The organism is Mycobacterium sp. NTMscope_Eco_3, from assembly GCF_976985685.1.
In genome coordinates this window covers 2,018,939-2,037,847 of sequence record NZ_CDRJYZ010000001.1, presented here as the reverse complement: position 1 = coordinate 2,037,847, position 18,909 = coordinate 2,018,939, and the positions used below count along the sequence as shown (strand labels likewise).

The 18,909-nt window shown below is 68.3% G+C and carries 17 protein-coding genes and 1 pseudogene; 4 read left to right on the top strand and 14 right to left on the bottom strand.

Annotation, left to right across the window (positions count from 1 at the left end; translation table 11 throughout):
* Positions 1-38: 38 nt before the first annotated feature.
* Positions 39-830: pseudogene (locus tag AC0KTM_RS09345) on the top strand (DUF2275 domain-containing protein); the annotation flags it as partial.
* Positions 831-959: 129 nt separating this feature from the next.
* Entirely contained in the window at positions 960-1,514 is a 555-nt protein-coding gene (gene sigC, locus AC0KTM_RS09340; protein ID WP_225323297.1) for an RNA polymerase sigma factor SigC, read from the top strand.
* Here the strand turns inward: sigC and AC0KTM_RS09335 are convergent.
* The 4 genes from AC0KTM_RS09335 to AC0KTM_RS09320 are packed head-to-tail and all read right to left on the bottom strand — an operon-like array spanning position 1,503 to position 4,924.
* Positions 1,503-2,231, bottom strand: coding sequence for a cobalt-precorrin-6A reductase (locus AC0KTM_RS09335; protein WP_238957941.1), 729 nt, complete (start codon positions 2,229-2,231; stop codon positions 1,503-1,505). The two genes, sigC and AC0KTM_RS09335, sit on opposite strands and share 12 nt — an antisense overlap.
* Entirely contained in the window at positions 2,231-2,986 is a 756-nt protein-coding gene (cobM, locus tag AC0KTM_RS09330) for a precorrin-4 C(11)-methyltransferase (RefSeq protein ID WP_238958047.1), read from the bottom strand. The genes AC0KTM_RS09335 and cobM overlap by 1 nt, the downstream gene beginning before the upstream one ends.
* Entirely contained in the window at positions 2,983-4,149 is a 1,167-nt protein-coding gene (gene cbiE, locus AC0KTM_RS09325) for a precorrin-6y C5,15-methyltransferase (decarboxylating) subunit CbiE (RefSeq protein WP_238957940.1), read from the bottom strand. Before cbiE ends, cobM begins: the two co-directional genes overlap by 4 nt.
* A 25-nt stretch (positions 4,150-4,174) precedes the next feature.
* The gene (locus AC0KTM_RS09320) at positions 4,175-4,924 is read right to left on the bottom strand and encodes an SDR family NAD(P)-dependent oxidoreductase (RefSeq protein WP_238957939.1); all 750 of its coding nucleotides are present in this window, start codon (positions 4,922-4,924) and stop codon (positions 4,175-4,177) included.
* Between the two features lie 35 nt (positions 4,925-4,959).
* Between AC0KTM_RS09320 and AC0KTM_RS09315 the strand changes: the two genes are divergently transcribed.
* Complete coding sequence (locus tag AC0KTM_RS09315; RefSeq protein WP_225326843.1) at positions 4,960-5,370, top strand: F420-dependent biliverdin reductase; 411 nt, start codon at positions 4,960-4,962, stop codon at positions 5,368-5,370.
* Positions 5,371-5,403: 33 nt separating this feature from the next.
* On the opposite strand, the gene AC0KTM_RS09310 is transcribed toward AC0KTM_RS09315, so the two are convergent.
* The 4 genes from AC0KTM_RS09310 to AC0KTM_RS09295 all read right to left on the bottom strand — a co-directional run bounded on the left by AC0KTM_RS09310 (position 5,404) and on the right by AC0KTM_RS09295 (position 10,806).
* The gene (locus tag AC0KTM_RS09310) at positions 5,404-5,940 is read right to left on the bottom strand and encodes a TNT antitoxin family protein (RefSeq protein ID WP_225326844.1); all 537 of its coding nucleotides are present in this window, start codon (positions 5,938-5,940) and stop codon (positions 5,404-5,406) included.
* 57 nt (positions 5,941-5,997) lie between these two features.
* A complete protein-coding gene (locus tag AC0KTM_RS09305; protein ID WP_225326845.1) occupies positions 5,998-6,531 on the bottom strand; it encodes a TNT antitoxin family protein in 534 nt (177 codons plus the stop codon).
* On the bottom strand, positions 6,528-9,572 hold the full coding sequence (locus tag AC0KTM_RS09300; RefSeq protein ID WP_308193099.1) for a glycohydrolase toxin TNT-related protein: 3,045 nt from the start codon (positions 9,570-9,572) through the stop codon (positions 6,528-6,530). Before AC0KTM_RS09300 ends, AC0KTM_RS09305 begins: the two co-directional genes overlap by 4 nt.
* A 106-nt stretch (positions 9,573-9,678) precedes the next feature.
* The gene (locus AC0KTM_RS09295) at positions 9,679-10,806 is read right to left on the bottom strand and encodes a M24 family metallopeptidase (protein ID WP_238957937.1); all 1,128 of its coding nucleotides are present in this window, start codon (positions 10,804-10,806) and stop codon (positions 9,679-9,681) included.
* Positions 10,807-10,925: 119 nt separating this feature from the next.
* Between AC0KTM_RS09295 and AC0KTM_RS09290 the strand changes: the two genes are divergently transcribed.
* Complete coding sequence (locus tag AC0KTM_RS09290) at positions 10,926-11,882, top strand: 5'-3' exonuclease (RefSeq protein WP_225326847.1); 957 nt, start codon at positions 10,926-10,928, stop codon at positions 11,880-11,882.
* Here the strand turns inward: AC0KTM_RS09290 and AC0KTM_RS09285 are convergent, their stop codons facing one another.
* The 6 genes from AC0KTM_RS09285 to AC0KTM_RS09260 all read right to left on the bottom strand — a co-directional run bounded on the left by AC0KTM_RS09285 (position 11,883) and on the right by AC0KTM_RS09260 (position 18,859).
* A complete protein-coding gene (locus tag AC0KTM_RS09285; RefSeq protein ID WP_238957936.1) occupies positions 11,883-12,653 on the bottom strand; it encodes a DUF4333 domain-containing protein in 771 nt (256 codons plus the stop codon). It lies immediately after the preceding gene.
* Between the two features lie 65 nt (positions 12,654-12,718).
* Positions 12,719-15,517, bottom strand: coding sequence for a DEAD/DEAH box helicase (locus tag AC0KTM_RS09280; RefSeq protein WP_238957935.1), 2,799 nt, complete (start codon positions 15,515-15,517; stop codon positions 12,719-12,721).
* Positions 15,507-16,463, bottom strand: coding sequence for a twin-arginine translocase subunit TatC (tatC, locus tag AC0KTM_RS09275; protein WP_225326850.1), 957 nt, complete (start codon positions 16,461-16,463; stop codon positions 15,507-15,509). Before tatC ends, AC0KTM_RS09280 begins: the two co-directional genes overlap by 11 nt.
* Before the next feature lie 55 nt (positions 16,464-16,518).
* Positions 16,519-16,797: a Sec-independent protein translocase subunit TatA gene (tatA, locus tag AC0KTM_RS09270; RefSeq protein WP_238957934.1), complete on the bottom strand. Its 279-nt coding sequence runs from the start codon at positions 16,795-16,797 to the stop codon at positions 16,519-16,521.
* A gap of 95 nt (positions 16,798-16,892) precedes the next feature.
* Entirely contained in the window at positions 16,893-17,864 is a 972-nt protein-coding gene (locus AC0KTM_RS09265) for a helix-turn-helix transcriptional regulator (protein WP_472415472.1), read from the bottom strand.
* Complete coding sequence (locus AC0KTM_RS09260; protein ID WP_238957932.1) at positions 17,861-18,859, bottom strand: helix-turn-helix transcriptional regulator; 999 nt, start codon at positions 18,857-18,859, stop codon at positions 17,861-17,863. The genes AC0KTM_RS09265 and AC0KTM_RS09260 overlap by 4 nt, the downstream gene beginning before the upstream one ends.
* Between the last annotated feature and the right edge of the window lie 50 nt (positions 18,860-18,909).

Here is an 18,909-nt window from a genome sequence, read left to right as displayed (position 1 = left end):
GGATACCTCGTCGGTGAAATCTCGTGGATGGGCTGGCGATGCGGACGACCAGAGGTCGGTTGCCACGGCCGTTTAGTTCCCCGCCGTTTCGTTCGGGCACCAAATTCCGGGAGTCTTTGCGCGCGGACCGGCCATGCTGCAACGATGCAGCGATGCGGTGTGACGTTGCGCGTGAGGCGCTGTCGGCTCGGTTGGACGGCGAGCGCCCCCAGGTGCTCGCGCAGCAGGTCGACGCGCACCTCGAGTCGTGCCGCAGTTGCCGCTCCTGGCTGATCGGGGCGGCGGCGCAGACCCGTCGGCTCGCCTCGGTTGCGCCCGGCGAGGGACCCGACCTGGTCGACAAAATCATGGCGAGCATCGGCGAGCAGCCCTCCGGACACCAGAGTTGGATGCGCTGGTTGCGGTCGCACTACCGACGCTGGGGCCTGATCGCTGTGGGCCTGTTCCAGGTGGCGATCGCCGCCGCCCAGATCAGTGGGGTCGATTTCGGCATGGTGTCGGGTCACATGCACGGCGCGATGTCGGGCGAGCACCTGATGCACGAGTCCACGGCGTGGTTGCTGGCGTTGGGTCTGGCGATGGTCGCCGCCGGCATCTGGCCCGCCTCCGCGTCGGGGGTGGCGGCCATCACCGGTGTGTATTCCGTTGCGCTGCTTGGTTATGTGATCGTCGACGCCTTCGACGGACAGGTCACGGCCACCCGGATCGCCAGCCACATGCCGCTGTTGTTGGGTCTGGCATTCGCGTTGTTGGTGGCGCGGGAGCGCGTGGGCTCGCACCGGCGGCACGGTTCCGATGGCTCGGTCGACGCCGACGATCCCGCCTGGGCGGCCGACGCTTCCAGCGGTCGGAGGCGCGGGCATCTGCGGCCGATCAATCGCGCCGCGCGCGACCACACCGCGCCCTCTACGACGACCCGTCGTAGGATCGGAAAACCCGCGCAACTAAGGTGGTTGAGCATGATCGCGCCGAGCGACGACGAGGCGGTAACCGAGCTCGCTTTGTCCGCCGCTCGCGGGAACGCGCGAGCGCTCGAGGCGTTCATCAAGGCCACCCAGCAAGACGTGTGGCGGTTCGTCGCCTACCTGTCCGATGCCGGCAACGCCGACGATCTGACCCAAGAGACGTTCCTGCGCGCCATCGGCGCCATCGAGCGATTCTCTGGACGCTCGAGCGCCCGGACGTGGCTGCTGTCCATCGCCCGCCGGGTCGTGGCCGATCACATCCGCCAGCTGCAGTCGCGGCCGCGCGCCGCCCTGGGCGCCGATCCCGAACACGTGGTGCGTGGCGACCGCCACGCACGCGGATTTGAGGACCTCGTAGAGGTGACGACGATGATCGCCGGCCTCAATCCCGAACAGCGGGAAGCGCTTTTGCTCACCCAGTTGCTCGGGCTGCCCTACGCCGACGCCGCCGCGGTGTGCGGTTGCCCGGTGGGCACCATCCGGTCCCGGGTCGCGCGGGCCCGCGATGCGTTGCTGGCCGACGGCGAGCGCAGCGACCTAACCGGCTAGCGCGCCAACCCATTCGGCGGCCTCGGCCACGGTGCCGACGGTGGACACGCCCTCCGGTAGCGGCGGCCGCGCCACCATCACCACCGGTACATCGAGCGCGGCGGCGGCATCCAGTTTGGCGCGCGTCATCTGCCCGCCGCTGTTCTTGGTGACGAGCGCGTCGATGCGGTGCTCGCGCAACAGCGCGACTTCGTCGTCGTAGCGGTACGGGCCGCGCGAGAGGACCAGCTGGTGATGATGCGGCAGCGAGGCGCTGTCCGGTTCGGTGACCGCCCGGATCAAAAACCACGCGTCGCTGTCGGTGAAAGCGTTGACGCCGGAACGGCCGGTGGTGAGGAAGATGCGCGAATAGCCTTGGCGGGCAACCGTTTGTGCCGCATGGGTGTCCGACGCGACGACAAGGGCCGCGCCGGGATCCCAGGCCGGGCGTGCCAGGATCAGGTGGGGTATCCGTAATTCGCCGCACGCGGTGGCTGCGTGCGCCGTCATCGTGGCCGCGAACGGATGGGTGGCGTCGACGACGGCGTCGATGCTTTCGTCGCGCAACCAGCGCCGCAGGCCGTCCACGCCGCCGAAGCCGCCGATGCGCACGGGGCCGACCGGCAGCGCCGGGTCCGGCACCCGGCCCGCCAGGGAGCTGATGACGTCGATGCGGGGGTGCAGGGCTTTCGCCAGCGCGCGCGCCTCGCCGGTGCCGCCGAGCAGCAGGACGCGCATCAGTGCCTGCTCCCCCGGGTCCGCCCGGTCGAATACAGATAACTGTCGGTGAATTCGCCCGCGGTCAGCGCGTCGCCGACGACGATCACCGCGGTCTTGGTGATGTTGGCCTCATGCATCTGGGCGGCGAGGCCGGCCAGGGTGCCGCGCAGCACGGTCTCCTGCGGCCAGCTGGCGAAAGCCACGACGGCGGCGGGGGTTTCGGGGCGGTAGCCGCCGTCGAGGAGTTGCGGAACGATGGCGTCGATCTGCGCGGCCGCCAAGTGCAGGACCAGGGTGGCGCCGGATCGGGCGAGCGTCGCCAGGTCTTCGCCGGGCGGCATGGCCGTCGACAGGGTCGCCACCCGGGTCAGTGTCACCGTCTGCGCGACGCCGGGGACGGTGAGTTCGCGTTTGAGGGCGGCCGCGGCGGCGGCGAAAGACGGTACGCCCGGCACGATTTCGTAATCGATGCCCAGCGCGTCGAGGCGGCGGCACTGCTCGGCCAGTGCGCTGTACAGCGACGGGTCACCCGAGTGCAGCCGCGCCACGTCAAGCCCGGCGGCGTGCGCCTCGCTGAGCTCGGTGATGATCTGCTCTAACGTCAACGGGCCGGTGTCAACGACTTTCGCGTTCTCCGGGCAGAGGGCGAGCAGGGCGTCGGGCATGATCGACCCGGCGTACAGGCACACGCGGCACGTTTGGAGGAGGCGTTGACCGCGGACAGTGATCAGGTCGGCCGCACCCGGGCCCGCGCCGATGAAGTACACCGTCATTTGGTCATCGCCCACTGGGTGACCGGGTAGTGCGGCTGCCAGCCCGTGAAGGCGCCCAGCGCCGTGCCGTGATAGTGCTGGAAGCGTCGCAGCGTGCCGCCGAGGCGCGCATATGCCTGCGTGACAGCGGCTTCCGACTCGGTGGTGACCACGTTCGCGACAAGTCGCCCGCCGGTGGGCAGGTGGTCGAGGCAGGCGTCGAGCAGGCCGGGCCGGGTCAGTCCGCCGCCGATGAAGATCGCCGACGGCGGCGCGGCTCCATCGAAGGTGCCAGGGGCGTCGCCGCGTACCTCGATGCCGACACCGAAAGCCGCGGCATTGCATTCGAGGTTGTGCCGGCGTCGTTCGTCGCGTTCGAATGCGATTGCCCCGCAACCCGGTCCGCTCAGGCACCACTCGACGCTGATGCTGCCCGAACCCGCGCCGACGTCCCATAACCGCTCCCCCGGCCGCGGCGCCAGGGCGGCCAGTGTTACGGCGCGGATCCCCTGTTTGGTGATCTGGCCGTCGTGGGTGAAGGCGTCGTCGGGCAGGGGCGAGACGCGTTCGTCGGGCAGGTAGCGCACGGCGATCACGTTGAGGTCGTCGACGTGTTCGGGGGCGCCGTCGGCCCAGTCCCGCGCGGTGCCGTCGCGGCGGTGTTCGTCTGGGCCGCCGAGGTTTTCGAGCACGGTGAACTGCGAATCGCCACGGCCGTGCGCGGTGAGCAGGGCGGCCAGCTCGGTGGGTGTGGAATGGCTTTGTGACAGCACGATCGCCTGGCCGCCGCGGCGCACGGCGGTGTGCGGGTGCGCGGTGACCAGGCTGATGACCTCGGTGTCGTGGACGTTCCAGCCCATCCGCGCGCATGCCAGCGTCACCGAGGACACGTGTGGCAGCACCCGCACCTTCTCGGGGCCGTATAGGCGGATCAGCGTGCCCCCGATGCCGTGCAGCAGCGGGTCGCCGCTGGCGACCACGTGGATGTCGTCGTCCACCGGCAGCGCTTTCAGGGCGGGCAGCATCGGCGAGGGCCACTCCCGGCGGCGCGCGGGCACCGTGTCGTCGAGCAGGCCAAGTTGGCGCTGGGAGCCGTAAATAACTGTGGCCCTTCGTAATTCGGCGCGCGATGCTTCGGCGAGCCCGGCCATGCCGTCGGCGCCGATTCCGACGACGACGATCATGAGCGCCGCCGCCCCGGCTCGCGGATCATCGAGGCATCCTGCGCCAGACGAACGCGGGGAGCAATCGCATCACGGCGGCCGCGGGTCCCAGGGCCCATGGGATCCACACGGTGCGGCGGCCTTTGGCCAGTGCCCGCGCGGTCGCGGCGGCCACCTTCGTGGGCGTGCTGGGCAGGGGCGCGGGCGTCATGCCTTCCGTCATACGCCCGATGACGAATCCCGGGCGGGCGATCAGCACCCGCACCCCGGTGCCGTGCAGCGCGTCGGCCAGACCGTTGGCGAAGCCGTCCAGGCCGGCTTTGGCCGAGCCGTAGACGTAGTTGGCGCGCCGCACCCGGGCACCGGCGATCGAGGAGAACACCACCAGTCGGCCTTTGCCGGCGTTGCGCATGGCGGCGGCCAGGTGGGTGAGCATGCTCACCTGGGCGACGTAATCGGTGTGCACGACGGCGACCGCGTGCGCGGCGTCGGTCTCGGCGCGAGCCTGGTCACCCAGGATTCCGAAGGCCAGCACCGCGGTGCCGATGGGCCCGTGGTCGGCGACGACCGAGGCGACCAGGGCGGCGTGCGAGGCCAGGTCGTCGGCGTCGAATTCCCTGGTGTCGACCGCGGAGGCGCCGGCCGCTTTGAGCGCGCTGACCTGTTCAGCGAGCTGATCGGCGCGGCGCGCGGCCAGCACCACCGTCGCCCCGGAGGCCAGGCGTCGCGCCAACTCGACCCCGATTTCGCTGCGTCCGCCCAGGATTAGTACCGGACCCGCGCCCGTGTCGTCCACGGCTGCGATTATTACCTGCGCTAGCGTGAGCGGTGATGGCGAATACCACTACCCGGCTCACCGACGAGGCCCTCGCGTTTCTGTCGGAGCGCCATCTGGCCATGCTGACCACGCTGCGAGCCGACAACTCGCCGCACGTGGTGGCCGTCGGTTTCACCTTCGACCCCAAGACCCACATCGCGCGGGTCATCACCACCGGGGGTTCACAGAAGGCGGTCAACGCCGATCGTGGCGGGCTGGCCGTGCTGAGCCAGGTCGATGGTGCGCGGTGGCTGTCGCTGGAGGGCCGGTCCAAGGTCAACAGCGACGCGGACGCGGTGCGCGACGCCGAGCTGCGCTACGCCCAGCGCTACCGCACGCCGCGCCCCAACCCGCGGCGCGTCGTCATCGAGGTTCAGGTGGAGCGGGTGCTGGGTTCGTCGGATCTGTTGGACCGGGGCGCGTAGCGCGCCGATCGAATCTACAGAGTTTCAATTTAGTTACCGACGCTCGAAAAGCGGCTTTCCGTCCGGATCGATCGTCGACGATTCGATTTGGTCGATTGTCGCCGACAGATACAGCGCGAGTTTCTTTAGTTCCGCCGTGGCAGTTATTTTGTCGGCGCTTCCGATCGCTACCGTCGAGCCGTCGGGAGCGATTAGAGCAAAGCGCTCGACACCTTCGTATTCGCGCGTTTCAATACTGAAGTTCGAGCATACTTCGTTGGCCGGCATTGGCACGCCCACCCGAGGCAGACTCCGTGCACTGCGGATATATGTACCGAACCTTCCGAACAGGTACTTCTCAATCACATCGAGGGATGGAGCGGCTAAAACAAAGCCCTCAGATTCCATTCGATCGGAATCAGTAATGACTAACCAGCCGTCTTGCTTTCTTCCAATGAAGAGCCGATTCTCGCCTAGAGCCGACCAAAATACAGGCCGCCCGTCAGGTGTATTCGAACCAGATGTGAGTGCGTAATCAGCCAATTTGGCCCATTGCTCAAGGCGTTGGGAGGCTTCGATACCGCCCATCATCTCAACACATCGAATTTCATGAACGCGGCCATCTCGAGCACCCGACTTGTAGCGCTTTCACTCGGTATTCTTAATATCGCTCCAAAGCCCAAACAGCGGCTTGCCGTCGGCCGAGAGGTAGGAGTTTTTGATTGCATCGACAGATGCGTCAAGATAGTGCGACAGTTCCACTAGCCTATCGACTGCCGCAATAGCCACTGCCCTTCCATCATGATCGATGAGAGCACGCCGCTCTCGGCCGGCGAAATTTACCTTGCTAATGTCATATCCCGGCCGCAATTCGTCGCGCTCAAACGGCGCCCTGATAGACGGTAGTTCGTCACCCCGGACTACAGAACCCAGTTCGCCGTATAAGTATTTTTCTATAACTTGCATCGATTCTGCTGCCAGGTCATACGTCTCGGGTCCCATGCGGTCAGACGAAGTGACGACGTACCAATCATCGACCAAACCGATAAAGTTTCGAACCTCACCACCCTTATTCCAAATGATGGTCCGGTTATCGTTAGTTTGCGACCCTTGTATCAAGTCCAAGTCGGCGAGGCGCAACCAGGCTTGTAAGTCTGGAGTTAGATCCACACTTGTCGTCACTTTCGCAATACCCCTTTCCTAATCAGATCTGCGACGCGACGCACTGCACCCTCGTCATCGAATACTCGCACCTGTATCGAGCCGCCCGGTTGACCTACGCCAGGGCCGACCTCCGACACTTCGATGGTCCAGCCATCTGGTAACTCGCCGAAGGTATACGCGTTGTACGGGTCACGACGGGAACTGACGTGAAGGGCCCGCTCTTCCCATGAAGCTGGTTGGCCATCCTCCACCACCGCCAAATACTTGCCATCTGTCTTGCCGATGCGATCAAGTAAAGGTCCGTAGTCTCGTAGATAGGATTCAGCGTTCGCGTAGGCGACTCGCGTCCCCGGTAAAGCACCGTCGTTAAGCGGAAAATTGAACCAGGACTCGCCGTTATCCCCCACTTTGTTGAAGCGCTCTGCATATTGCTCTTTGGTGTAAGGATGCCCTTCGGGATCGCGACCGAATGGCGCTTCGGGATCACGAATCAGCTTGGCAACATCGCCGTCGATCTTGGAAGCGTCGACTGGATCGTCGGTGAAATCCCAATGATTGTCCAGCGGCTCGCCATAGTGGGGGTCAAGTTCCTCGTCTGGCAACCGATGCCATCCGTCGCCAGACGACTCGTGCGAATGGACTGGATCCTGGCGTTCGCCGCCGGAGGAGTCGCCATGACCGTGTCCCGACGGGTCGTCACCGTTCGGGACCTTGCCGTCCGGCCGATCGCCCGATGGACCCCCATTGCCATCGCCATGTCCACTGGCATCGCCGCCGCGTGGCTCTCCCGGCGTGTGTCCACCCGGAGGGCCGCCGTCGCCAGGCCCATGCGCGCCACCGCCGCTCGGCGTTGGTAGTTCTGCCGGGCGGCCGCCTGGAGCCTCGAAATGGGGCGCCGCCGATGAAGGCGACGGCGCCGGCGAGTGGGCGGAGACAGCTGCGGCATCTCCGGAAGATCCGCTGGGCGACACCGGAACCTGTGCTGGCGAATGCTCGAGCAGTTGCGGAGTCGCCGACGGCAGCCCGTCGCCAGCAGCCTGCACAGACGGAAGGCGTGAACCGACGGCGGGCGCCGAGGCTGGTTCATGCGGGCCACCCGGGGGTTTCGCGACTGGATCATGGGCGCCGCCGGCAGGCACGGATACCGGCTCACGCGGCTCCTCCGCCGGCACCGACGCGGGTTCGTGCGGGCGGCCGGATGGTGTGGACACCAGATCGTGCGGGCCGCCCGGAGCGGTCGGCGCAGCCGGAGGAGCGGGCTCGGTCGCCGGTTCGTGCGGACCAGAACCACCCGGCGGAGGAGTAGGAGCCGGCCCAGGTGCCGGGTCATGCAGGCCCCCAGAACCACCGGGCGACGCCGCCGGGGCGGGTGCCGAACTGGGGTCATGCGGACTGCCATTGGGGCTGCCCGCGGGAGACGGCGAATCGCCAGCCGGGCCAGCCGAACCCGGGGAGGTTGGCGCGGGCGTTGACCCTTGAGGCGCAGCCGGTGCGCCATCGGCGGGCCGCGGCGCCGATTCGACCGGCGGCTCAATCGGCTTGCCGGGCAATGCCACCGGAGCGCCACTCGCAGGAGGCTCAACCTTCGGCAGGTCCTTCGTGACTCCTTCAAGGTTTTTGGTCAGGTCGCTGCCCGTTTTTGTGATGTCGGTCAGGGCTCCCCGCGCGCTGGTGATCCCGCCAAGCGCTTCGGACCCTTTTCCGCTGACACGCCCGGCGGCGCCGGCGGCCTCCGCCTCCGCTTCGGCGCCGCGTGCCGCCGCACCCGCACCGTCGGCCGCCGCGCCCGCCTCACCAAAACCGGGCGCGATCAGCGCGGCGACGTCGAACACGTTTTCACCGGCGGCCAATCCCGGCCGGTCGCCGGTCCAATCCTCGGCATGCACCAGGCCTTTCAGCTCCTGCTGCCGCGTTTCCGCGAACTCCTCGGGATTGAGGGCAGCGTTGAACAAACTCCCTTTCCACGCGTTCTTCGCCAGCCCGGTCCAGGTGGCGCCCGCACCCTGAGGGTCGACGGCGAGCCAATGCGGGCTCAGGTCGACGAGGCCTAACCCCATGCCGACCGCGCCTTTGAGAACACCCTCATGGGCGTTGATATAGGTATCGAATACGGTCGCCACCGGATTGCCGACGTCCTCACCCAAGAACTGGACGAGACCCCGCCGCGCGTACTTCTCGCACGTGACGACTTGGCGATCGGCCGCTTGCATGAGCAACCTGATCCCCTGTTCGCAGGCCCGCGCTTCCTGTCCGAGATGATGGAGTACGTCGTTGATGTCCTTGGCGATCTTTTTGATCTCGTCCCACGCGTCGCCGTCGATAATCAGCATGATGTCGTGACCGAGGTCGCCCAAAGATCCGATCCGGTGCAGCAGGTCCCGGATCGCATGCTGGGCATGGTCGACCCGGTCGGCAAACTTATCGATGGTGGTCGCGAGCTTGCCGCACTGCTCTCCGATAGACGCTGCCGCAGAACCTATTTCGTTCAGAGCGTTATCGATCTGTTCGCCTTCAGGAATGTGTTGGCTATCGAACAGCGCCTTCGCCCCGTTGAGAGTTCCCTGAACCCCTTGGGCCGCCCCAGCGAAGCCACGCCAACGCGAGGCGGCACCACGCAAGCCCGCCACATCACCGTCGGGCCATAACTCGAGGACGAGCGACTGCACGACCGCCCACAGCAGCGGTGGCGGCTCGCCGGGCCCCATCGTTCCCGGAGCTTTGGGCGCCGCGAGCTCGGCCGGCGGAGACGGCGACTGCAATACGCCGCCACCGCCGCCCAGCGTCGAAGCCGCATCGACACTCGAGTAGTTCGCCGCCCCCTGCTGGATGACGGCCCCGCATTGCCGGCACGCGTTGACGGCCGCCGCCATCGCCTTCAGCAGCGATTCCGCCGTGTCTTGATACGCCAAGCCGAATACCTCGCCGGCGCGGTCCACACCGGTGTGGGCCGAGAAACCAGCGGTAAGGATGCTCAGACTTGCGGCAAGGCCATCACCGGCGGCAACCACGGCGCTGCCCGCGGCATACATCGCCTCCGGATCAACTGCCAAGGGAGCCACAGGCGAAATTTTCGCTCAGGCCCGCCCGTCGTCGCTACTCACCCAATGCTCGCTGCCGCCAAGCTAGCCGCGCCACCCGGGCGCCACAACTCACTCATCCACAGCGTCACCCGACCGGAACCACGATCAGTTCGTGCGGCCGGTTGTTGACGGCCAACGCGCCGTCCTCGGTCACGACGACGATGTCCTCGATGCGCGCCCCCCAGCGGCCGGGGAAGTAGATGCCCGGCTCGATGGAAAACGCCATGCCGACAGTCAGCGGCAGGTCGTTGCCGGCGACGATGTAGGGCTCTTCGTGCACCGACAAGCCGATACCGTGCCCGGTGCGGTGCACGAAATACTCGGCGAGGCCTTCGGCGGCCAGCACATCGCGGGCCGCCGCGTCGACCTGTTCGGCCGTCACGCCCGGACGGACCGACTCATAAGCTGCGCGCTGGGCGCGCTGCAGCACCGAATATTGTTGAGCTACTTCCGGATTCGGCTCACCGAGGCTGTACGTGCGCGTCGAGTCGGAGTTGTAACCGGGTTCATAGGCGCCGCCGATGTCGACGACGACGATGTCGCCGGCCTGCAGTTCGCGATCCGAATATCCGTGGTGCGGGTCGGCACCGTGCGGCCCCGATCCGACGATGATGAACGCCACCTCCGAATGCCCTTCGGCCACAATGGCGTCCGCGATGTCGGCGGCGACGTCGGCCTCGGTGCGGCCGGGCACCAGAAACTCGGGCACCCGGGCGTGGACCCGATCGATGGCCGCTCCGGCTTTGCGCAACGCGTCGACTTCGCACTCCTCCTTGACCATTCGCAGCGTGCGCAGCACATCGGTGGCCAGAACCGGCAGCACGCCGAGCACATCGGCCAGCGGCAGAAGATGCAGCGCCGGCATGGAATCGGTCACTGCGGTCGCGGCGGGGGCAGCGCCCAGCGCGGCGCACACCAAGTCGTAGGGATTGTCACCGTCGACCCAATCGCGCACAGCCAGCCCGAGTTCGGCGATGGCCGACCCTTTGAGCGAGGCCAGCTCCAGCCGCGGCACCACCACCGTGGGGTCACCGGACGCGGGCAACACCAGCGCGGTGAACCGCTCCATGGTCTGGGCGCGCGACCCGACGAGGTAGCGCAGGTCATACCCGGGTGTGATGACCAGCCCGGCCAGACCCGCGTCGGCGGCCGCGGCGGCGGCCGCGCCCAGTCGGCGGGCATACACAGCTGCGTCGAAGCGGTGTGACTCCATGGCAGCCAGGCTAACCCGCCCGCCGAACGTCGACTCGTTGCGCCGATTTCGCCCGTGGGTCGACAGCGAGTCGACGTTCGGCGGCGGGAGACCGCGGGCGGCGTGAGACCATAGCGGGCATGCCAGGACCACTAGTGCTGCTCGATGGCGCCAGCATGTGGTTCCGTTCGTATTTCGGCGTGCCGTCGTCGATCACCGCCCCAGACGGCCGGCCCGTCAACGCCGTTCGCGGATTCATCGATTCCGTCGCATTTGTGATCACCCAGCAGCGCCCCAGCCGGCTGGTGGTCTGCCTCGACCTAGATTGGCGGCCGCAGTTCCGGGTCGACCTCGTGCCGTCCTACAAGGCCCACCGCGTGGCCGAGCCCGAGCCGCCGGGCGAACCGGACGTCGAGGAGGTTCCCGACGACCTGACACCCCAGATCGACATGATCGCCGAACTGCTTGACGCCTTCGGGATCCCCACGGCGGGCGCGGAGGGCTTTGAGGCCGACGACGTGCTGGGCACGCTGGCCGCGCGGGAACGCGACGACCCGGTCGTCGTGGTGAGCGGCGACCGCGACCTGATGCAGGTGGTGGCGGACGATCCCGTTCCGGTGCGGGTGCTCTACCTCGGTCGCGGGCTGAGCAAAGCCACGCTGCTCGGGCCCGCCGAGGTGGCCGAACACTATGGTGTGCCGGTCGAGCGTGCCGGGCCCGCCTACGCCGAACTCGCGCTGCTGCGCGGCGACCCGTCCGACGGCTTGCCGGGCGTTCCGGGCGTCGGTGAGAAGACGGCGGCGGCGCTGCTCGCCCAGCACGGGTCGCTGGAACAGATCCTGGCCGCCGCCCACGACCCGAAGTCGAAGATGCCCAAGGGTCTGCGGGCGAAACTGCTGGGCGCGCTGGACTACATCGAGGCGGCCGGCCACGTGGTGCGGGTGGCCACCGACGCGCCCGTCACCTTCTCGACCGCCAGCGACAAACTTCCGCTGGTCGCCGCCGATCCCCGCCGAACCGCCACGCTGGCGACCGAACTGGGTGTCGGCTCGTCGATCGCGCGCTTGCAGAAAGCGCTGGACGCCCTGCCGACGTAACTACTGCGGGCGGCCGACCTCGTAGGTGCCCTTGTTGTCCTGGAAGGTCACCGTGACGTGCTTCGGGGCGCCGTCGATGCTGACGTCGCAGTCGAACGTGGCGCCCTTCTTGACGGTCGGGTTTTGGCCGTGGTTGCACTTGACGTCTTTGACGTTCTTGGCGCCGTAGCCGTTGGTCTCGTCGCTGAGGACCTGCTGGACCCCGGCCTGCGCCTTGCTGACGTCCAGCTTGGTGGTGACGAAGAAGCCCGGCTGCCAGAAGCCCAGCACCAGCACGACGACGACGAGCAGCAACGCGATCCCGCCGCCCACACCGGCGATCAGCCCGACCGGTCGCTTCTTGCCGGGCTGCTCATATGGCGGGTACTGCTGCGGGTACTGGCCCGGCTGGCCGTACTGACCCGGCTGGCCGTATTGACCGTATTGGCCCGGCTGCGGGTACTGGCCCGGCTGCGGGTACTGGCCGGGCTGCGGGTACTGGCCCGGCTGCCCGTACTGACCCGGCTGGCCGTATTGGCCGGGCTGGCCGTACTGCCCGGGCTGGGCGTAGCCCGGCTGCTGGGGGTACTGCTGGGGATAGGCCTGTTCGGCCGGCTGCTGGTACTGCGGGTAGTCGGCGGGCGGCGTGTAGGCGGGGGCCTGCCACGAGGCTTCCTGGGTCGACTGATCCTGCCAACTCGGCGCCACCTGGGTCGGGTCCGACGAGTGGTCGCTGCCTTGACCTTGGCCAGGCGGTTGCCACTGCTGGTCCGATCCCTGCGGTCCGCTCATCTTTCTCCTCAGCCCCTTGTGTCTCGGCATGAACTATCGGCGTTTAACGGTAGCTCCGGCCTAGCCTACCCGGCGTCAACTGCGACGACGCCGCGCCGAATGTCGTTGATGGCCCGCTTCGCGGTGGTCCGGACCTCGGCGTCCGGGGCGGCGTTGCGCACCTGATCCAGCAGGTCGAGCGCCTGCCGGCACCACCGCACGAAATCGCCCGCCAACAGCGGCGAGCCGGTGCCCGCCGGGTCGGCCGCCGCCAGCGCGGCGGCCAGATCGCCCGTCCGGGCCCAACGGTAGATGACGGTGACGAAGCCGTCGTCGGGCTCGCGGCTCGGGGCGATCCGGTGCGACTGCTCGTCGGCGCGCAAGGCCATCGACAGCCTCGACGTCTGCTGCAGCGCCTGCCGCAGTTGCTGGGTGGGGGCATCGGCCGCAAACGCCGCGCCCGGCCCGTCCCCACCTCGGGTCTCGTACAGCACCGACGAGACCACCGCCGCCAGCTCCGCGGGCTTCAAGCCCGACCACGCGCCGGTGCGCAGGCATTCGGCGACCAGCAGGTCGCTTTCGCTGTAGATGCGCGCCAGCAACCGCCCGGCGTCGGTGACGCGGGGATCGCCGTCGCGGCCTTCGATGAAGCCGCGCTCGGTGAGCAGTCCGACGATTCGATCGAAGGTTCGGGCCAGCGAATTCGTCGCTGCCGCAACCTTTTTCTCCAGTTGCGCGTTGTCGCGTTCGATCCGCAGATAGCGCTCGGCCTCGCGGACCTGGGCTTCCAGGCCCGGCGTGTTGTGCGACGGGTGACGGCGCAGCTGTTCGCGCAACTTCGCCAGCTCCGGGTCATGAAACTCGCCGTCGCCGTCCCCACGGCCGCGGCGCCTGGCCGGAGTGGTCAGCTCGGCGGCCGCCGAGCGGAGCGCCGACGCCAGATCGCGGCGGACCCGTGGCTGCCGGTGCTCGACCCGCTTCGGCAGTGGCATCGAACCGACCGGCGCGGACACGCCCGAATAGTCGGCCGAGGAAATCCTTCCCGCCCAGCGGTTTTCGGTGAGCACCAACGGCCGCGGGTCGGAGCTGTCGCGTGCCGATTCCAGCACCACGGCCAGGCCACCGCGCCGGCCGTGGGTGATGTTGATGATGTCACCCCGGCGCAGCGCGGCCAGCGCGTCGCTGGCCGCCTGCCGCCGTTGCAGTCGCGAGGCGCGCGACTGCGCGCGCTCCATCTCGGAGATGCGCGCGCGCATCCGGGCGTACTCGAGGATCGGCGCCTTGGGGCCGCCCAGCCCGGTAGCGATCTCGCCCAGCATCGCGGTGCCCCGCTCGATGCCACGCACCAGCCCGACGACGGAACGGTCGGCCTGATACTGCGCGAATGACTGCTCTAGCAAGCGATGTGCCTGCTCGGGGCCCATCTGCTGCACCAGGTTGATCGTCATGTTGTACGACGGGGCGAACGAACTGCGCAGCGGGAAGGTACGGGTTGAGGCCAGCCCGGCAACCGCGGAGGGTTCGGTGGTTTCTTCGGTGGGATTCCAGAGCACCACCGCGTGGCCCTCGACATCGATGCCGCGCCGCCCGGCGCGCCCCGTCAACTGGGTGTACTCCCCCGGCGTCAGGGCCATATGCTGCTCGCCGTTGAACTTGACGAGCCGCTCGAGCACGACGGTGCGGGCGGGCATGTTGATCCCGAGCGCCAAGGTCTCGGTGGCGAACACGGCCCGCACCAGCCCGGCGGTGAAGAGCTCTTCGACCGTGTGCCGGAAGGCCGGCAACATGCCGGCGTGGTGGGCGGCCAGACCCCGCAGCAGCCCCTCCCGCCACTCGTAGTAGCCGAGCACGGCCAGGTCGGCGTCGGCGAGATCGCCGCAGCGGTGCTCGATCACCTCGGCGATCTGCGCGCGCTCCTCCTGAGTGGTCAGCTGCAAGGGCGAACGCAGGCATTGCTGGACGGCGGCGTCACAGCCCGCCCGCGAGAACACGAACGTGATCGCCGGCAGCAGCCCCTCGGAATCCAGGGTCGCGATCACGTCCGGGCGCCCCGGTGTGCGGTAGAAGCGGGGCCGCGACGGCCGTACCGCGCCTCCCCTTCCCGCCTGCCGGCGGGGACCACGCCAGTCGGTCATGCGGTCCGCCTCGCGGCGGTGCGCAATGTGGCGCAGCAGTTCGGGATTGACCCGCGGTTGACGCTCCGCGGCCGGTTTCTCGTTGTCGTAATCGAACAGATCCAGCAGCCGCTTGCCCACCAGCACGTGTTGCCAGAGCGGCACCGGCCGGTGCTCGTCGACCACGACCGTCGTATCGCCGCGCACGGTCTGGATCCAGCCACCGAACTCCTCGGCGTTGCTCACCGTCGCCGACAGGCTGACCACGCGGACCTCATCGGGCAGGTGCAGGATCACCTCTTCCCACACCGGGCCCCGCATCCGGTCGGCCAGGAAATGCACTTCGTCCATCACCACGTGTGAAAGTCCTTGCAGCGCAGGCGAATCCGCGTAGAGCATGTTGCGCAGCACTTCGGTCGTCATGACGACGACGGGTGCGTCGGCGTTGACCGACATGTCCCCGGTGAGCAGGCCGATGCGGTCGCGGCCGTAGCGCGCGGTCAGGTCGGTGTGCTTCTGGTTGCTCAGCGCTTTGAGCGGCGTGGTGTAGAAGCACTTGCCGCCGGCCGCCAGCGCCAGGTGCACCGCGAATTCGCCGACCACCGTCTTGCCGGCCCCGGTCGGCGCGCAGACCAGCACGCCGTGGCCGCGTTCGAGCGCCGCACACGCCCGATGCTGAAAGCCGTCGAGCGCGAAGGGCAGTTCCGCGGCGAAGCGGGTGAGCTCGACCAGCTCCGCGACCTCACGGGGCGCCGACGGTTCAGGTGACATCGTCGTGTTGCCCGGCGGTGACCGACGGCTCCGGTATCGCGGTGGGCCGATCGATGACCGACGCTTCGTCGTCGGGGATCTCCGCCTGGGCTTCGCGTTTGGCCTTGCGCTTGTCGTGGATGCGGGCGATCTGGATGGCGAACTCGAGGAGCACGGACAGCGCCAGTCCGAGCGCGGTCATCGAAAACGGGTCGGAGCCGGGCGTGAATATTGCCGCGAACACGAACATCGCGAAGATCAGACCGCGCCGCCATGACTTGAGCCGTTGGTAGGTCAGCAGCCCGACCGTGTTGAGCATGACGATCAGCAGCGGGAATTCGAAGCTGACGCCGAACACCACCAGCAGATTGATCAGGAACCCGAAGTAGCGGTCGCCGGACAGGGCGGTCACCTGCACGTCGCTGCCGACCGTCAGCAGGAACCCCAGCGCCTTGGACAGCACGAAGTAGGCCAGCGCCCCACCCGCGGCGAACAGCACCACCGCCGGGACCACGAACGCGACGGCGAAACGGCGCTCCTTCTGGTAGAGCCCGGGGGTGATGAACGCCCACAGCTGGTAAAACCACACCGGGCAGGCCAGCACCACCCCCGCCGTCAGCCCCACCTTGAGCCGCAGCATGAACTGGTCGAACGGCGCGGTGGCCAGCAGCCGGCATTGCCCGTCGGCGCTGATGTCAGCGCGCGCCGACTGCGGCAGCGAACAGTAGGGATGGCGCAACCATTCGCCGAGGCTTTCCAGCCCGAAGATCGGATGCGAGTACCAGATGAACCCGAAAATCGTGGTCAGCACGATCGCGGCCAGGGAGATGAGCAGCCGTGTGCGCAGTTCGGTGAGGTGGTCGACCAGCGACATGGTCGCGTCCGGGTTGGTGCGACTGCGTCTGTTGCGCGGGTTGAGGCGCTTCAGCAGGCCGGATGTGCGCGCTGAAACCTTGAATGCTTTCACGATGCTCGTCTAGGGCTCGGTGAGGGGCGCTCGGGCACCGCGACGATGACGGCGGCTACGCCGGACGTGCTTCGCTGTGCCCCTGTTCGCTGGGCTTCGGGGCGTCGACCCGCTGCGATTGCACGGGGGTGGGGTTCGCCGCAGCGGCGTCGCCTTGGGTCCCCAGAGCCGACGTCTCCGCCTTGTTCTCGCTCTGCATTTCCCGGATCTCGGACTTGAAGATCCGCATCGACTTACCCAACGAACGCGCCGCATCGGGGAGCTTCTTGGCACCAAAAAGCAAGATCACCACGACCGCAAGGATCGCCCAGTGCCACGGACTGAGACTGCCCACTTTGATTACCTCCAGACGTTGACCCGATGCTACCGCAGTAGCGCCACGTGGCGGTGGGCCCGCGCCGCGCCGCCCGGGCCACATTGCCTGGACTTTTATGAGCTCAGGGCGTCGTAGGCCGTCACGGCGGCCGCCGCGGCATCCCGGACCCCCTGCGTCAGCGACTCCGGTTCCAGCACCTGCACGGCGGGCCCCAAGCCCAGCACCAGCCGCGTCATCCAATCCTCGGAGGCGTAGGTCATCACGGCCTCGCAGGATCCGTCGGGCAACTCGCGCACGTCGCGCATCGGGTAGTACTCGAACATCCAGGACGCCGCGGGGGCCACCCGTAGCTTGGCGAACGGAAGCGAGGGATCGCCGTCGAACAGCGAGGTGTCGGGTGGCGCGTGCAGCACCGGCTCGGGCGGCGCGGCGGGCTCGTCGAGTTCGCTGGCCTCCACGATCCGGTCGAAGCGGAACAGCCGGACCCCTTCGGCGTCCCGCGACCAGGCCTCCAGGTAGCTGTGGCCGCCGATCAGCAGCACCCGGATGGGGTCGACGACCCGGCTGGTGAGTGTGTCGTGCGAGGCGGAGTAGTAATCGATGGCCAGCGCGTGTTTGGACTGCACGGCCGCGCGCACCGCGGCGGCGGCCCGGCTTTCGACGGGTGCGGGCTCGTCGACGGCGGTCGCCGCGTGGGTGGCCTCGTGGCCGAGGGCCCCGGCGGCATCCTCGATCTTGGCGATCGCGCTGCGCGCGGCTTCGGGGTCGACGACGCCGGGGATGTCGGCCAGCGCCCGCAGCGCCACCAGCAGGCCGGTGGCCTCCGGCGAGGTGAGCTTGAGCGGCCGGTCGATGCCGGCGGAGAACGTCACCTCGATGGTGTCCCCGGAGAACTGGAAATCGATGAGGTCACCCGGGAAGTAGCCGGGAAGGCCGCACATCCAGAGCTGGTTGAGGTCCTCTTCCAGCTGCTTGGCCGATACCCCGAGGTCGGCGGCGGCCTTGGCCCGGGTGACCCGCGGGTTGGCCTGAAAGTACGGGACCATGTTCAGCAGCCGGACCAGGCGGGTGGAGATGGGGGTCATGCGGACACGCCCGCATGCGCCCGCAGCCGGGCCAGCACCTCGTCGCGCAGCGATTGCGGCTCGAGCACCAGGGCGTCGGCGCCGTAGCCGGCGATGTCACGGGCCAGCTGGTCGGTGGATCGGATGTCGAGTTCGATCACCTCGCCGTCGCGCTCACCCAGTCGCCGTTCGCCGACGGGCCTGCCGGCCCGGCGCAGCGCGGTGGCCCGCCCGCCGGCCACCCATACGCGGGCCAGCCCGCCGGCCGGCGCCGCGGAAATGTCCGTGACCGTCTGGGCCACGATCCTGCGCAGGTCGATGCCCTCCGGCACCGTGACCGCGCCCGTCGGGCCGACCGGCGTGACGTCGGGGCCGATCCGGGAGAGCCGGAAGGTGCGGGTGGCGTCGCGGTCGCGGTCGTGGCCCACCAGATACCACCGGCCCTTCTCGGTGACGACGCCCCAGGGCTCGACGGTGCGGGTGGCGTAGGGCTCGGCCCGCGACGACCGGTGCGGAAACTGGACGACCTGCCGGGAGCCGATGGCGGACAACAGGATTCCGAGGACGTCCTCCGAGCCACGCAGGCCCGGCACTCCGGCCGGCGACGCGATGGCGACCGGCGCGTCCGGATCGACGTCGACGCCGGCCGCGCGCAGCTTGAGGAGCGCGCCCTGGGTGGCGGTGATGAGTTCGGGCGACTCCCACAGCTGGGTCGCGACGGCCACCGCGGCCGCCTCGTCCGGGGTGAGGTCGACCGGCGCGAGCGCATAGGCGTCGCGGTTGATTCGGTAGCCCTCGGTGGGGTCCCAGGCCGACACCCTGCCGACCTCGAGCGGGATGCCGAGGTCGCGCAGCTCGTTCTTGTCGCGCTCGAACATGCGGGAGAACGCCTCGGCGCTGGCGTTGTCCGAATAACCCGCCACGCTCGACCTGATCTTTTCCGCCGTGATGTACCCGCGGGTGGACAGCAGGGCGATGACCAGGTTCACCAGCCGTTCGACTTTTGACGTCGCCATTGGCACCAGATTATTCGATGGTCGCCGCCCGGCGCTTCCAGCCGCGCACC

What these genes read in the sequence shown, in the direction of transcription:
- AC0KTM_RS09310 (WP_225326844.1), bottom strand. Translation starts at nt 5,940, where the DNA reads ATGATGGGCGGTATCGAAGCCTCCCAACGCCTTGAGCAATGGGCCAAA.
- AC0KTM_RS09260 (WP_238957932.1), bottom strand. Translation starts at nt 18,859, where the DNA reads ATGGCGACGTCAAAAGTCGAACGGCTGGTGAACCTGGTCATCGCCCTG.
- AC0KTM_RS09285 (WP_238957936.1), bottom strand. Translation starts at nt 12,653, where the DNA reads ATGAGCGGACCGCAGGGATCGGACCAGCAGTGGCAACCGCCTGGCCAA.
- cbiE (WP_238957940.1), bottom strand. Translation starts at nt 4,149, where the DNA reads ATGATCGTCGTCGTCGGAATCGGCGCCGACGGCATGGCCGGGCTCGCC.
- AC0KTM_RS09280 (WP_238957935.1), bottom strand. Translation starts at nt 15,517, where the DNA reads ATGTCACCTGAACCGTCGGCGCCCCGTGAGGTCGCGGAGCTGGTCGAG.
- AC0KTM_RS09315 (WP_225326843.1), top strand. Translation starts at nt 4,960, where the DNA reads ATGGCGAATACCACTACCCGGCTCACCGACGAGGCCCTCGCGTTTCTG.
- AC0KTM_RS09295 (WP_238957937.1), bottom strand. Translation starts at nt 10,806, where the DNA reads ATGGAGTCACACCGCTTCGACGCAGCTGTGTATGCCCGCCGACTGGGC.
- cobM (WP_238958047.1), bottom strand. Translation starts at nt 2,986, where the DNA reads ATGACGGTGTACTTCATCGGCGCGGGCCCGGGTGCGGCCGACCTGATC.
- AC0KTM_RS09335 (WP_238957941.1), bottom strand. Translation starts at nt 2,231, where the DNA reads ATGCGCGTCCTGCTGCTCGGCGGCACCGGCGAGGCGCGCGCGCTGGCG.
- AC0KTM_RS09290 (WP_225326847.1), top strand. Translation starts at nt 10,926, where the DNA reads ATGCCAGGACCACTAGTGCTGCTCGATGGCGCCAGCATGTGGTTCCGT.
- AC0KTM_RS09265 (WP_472415472.1), bottom strand. Translation starts at nt 17,864, where the DNA reads ATGACCCCCATCTCCACCCGCCTGGTCCGGCTGCTGAACATGGTCCCG.
- sigC (WP_225323297.1), top strand. Translation starts at nt 960, where the DNA reads ATGATCGCGCCGAGCGACGACGAGGCGGTAACCGAGCTCGCTTTGTCC.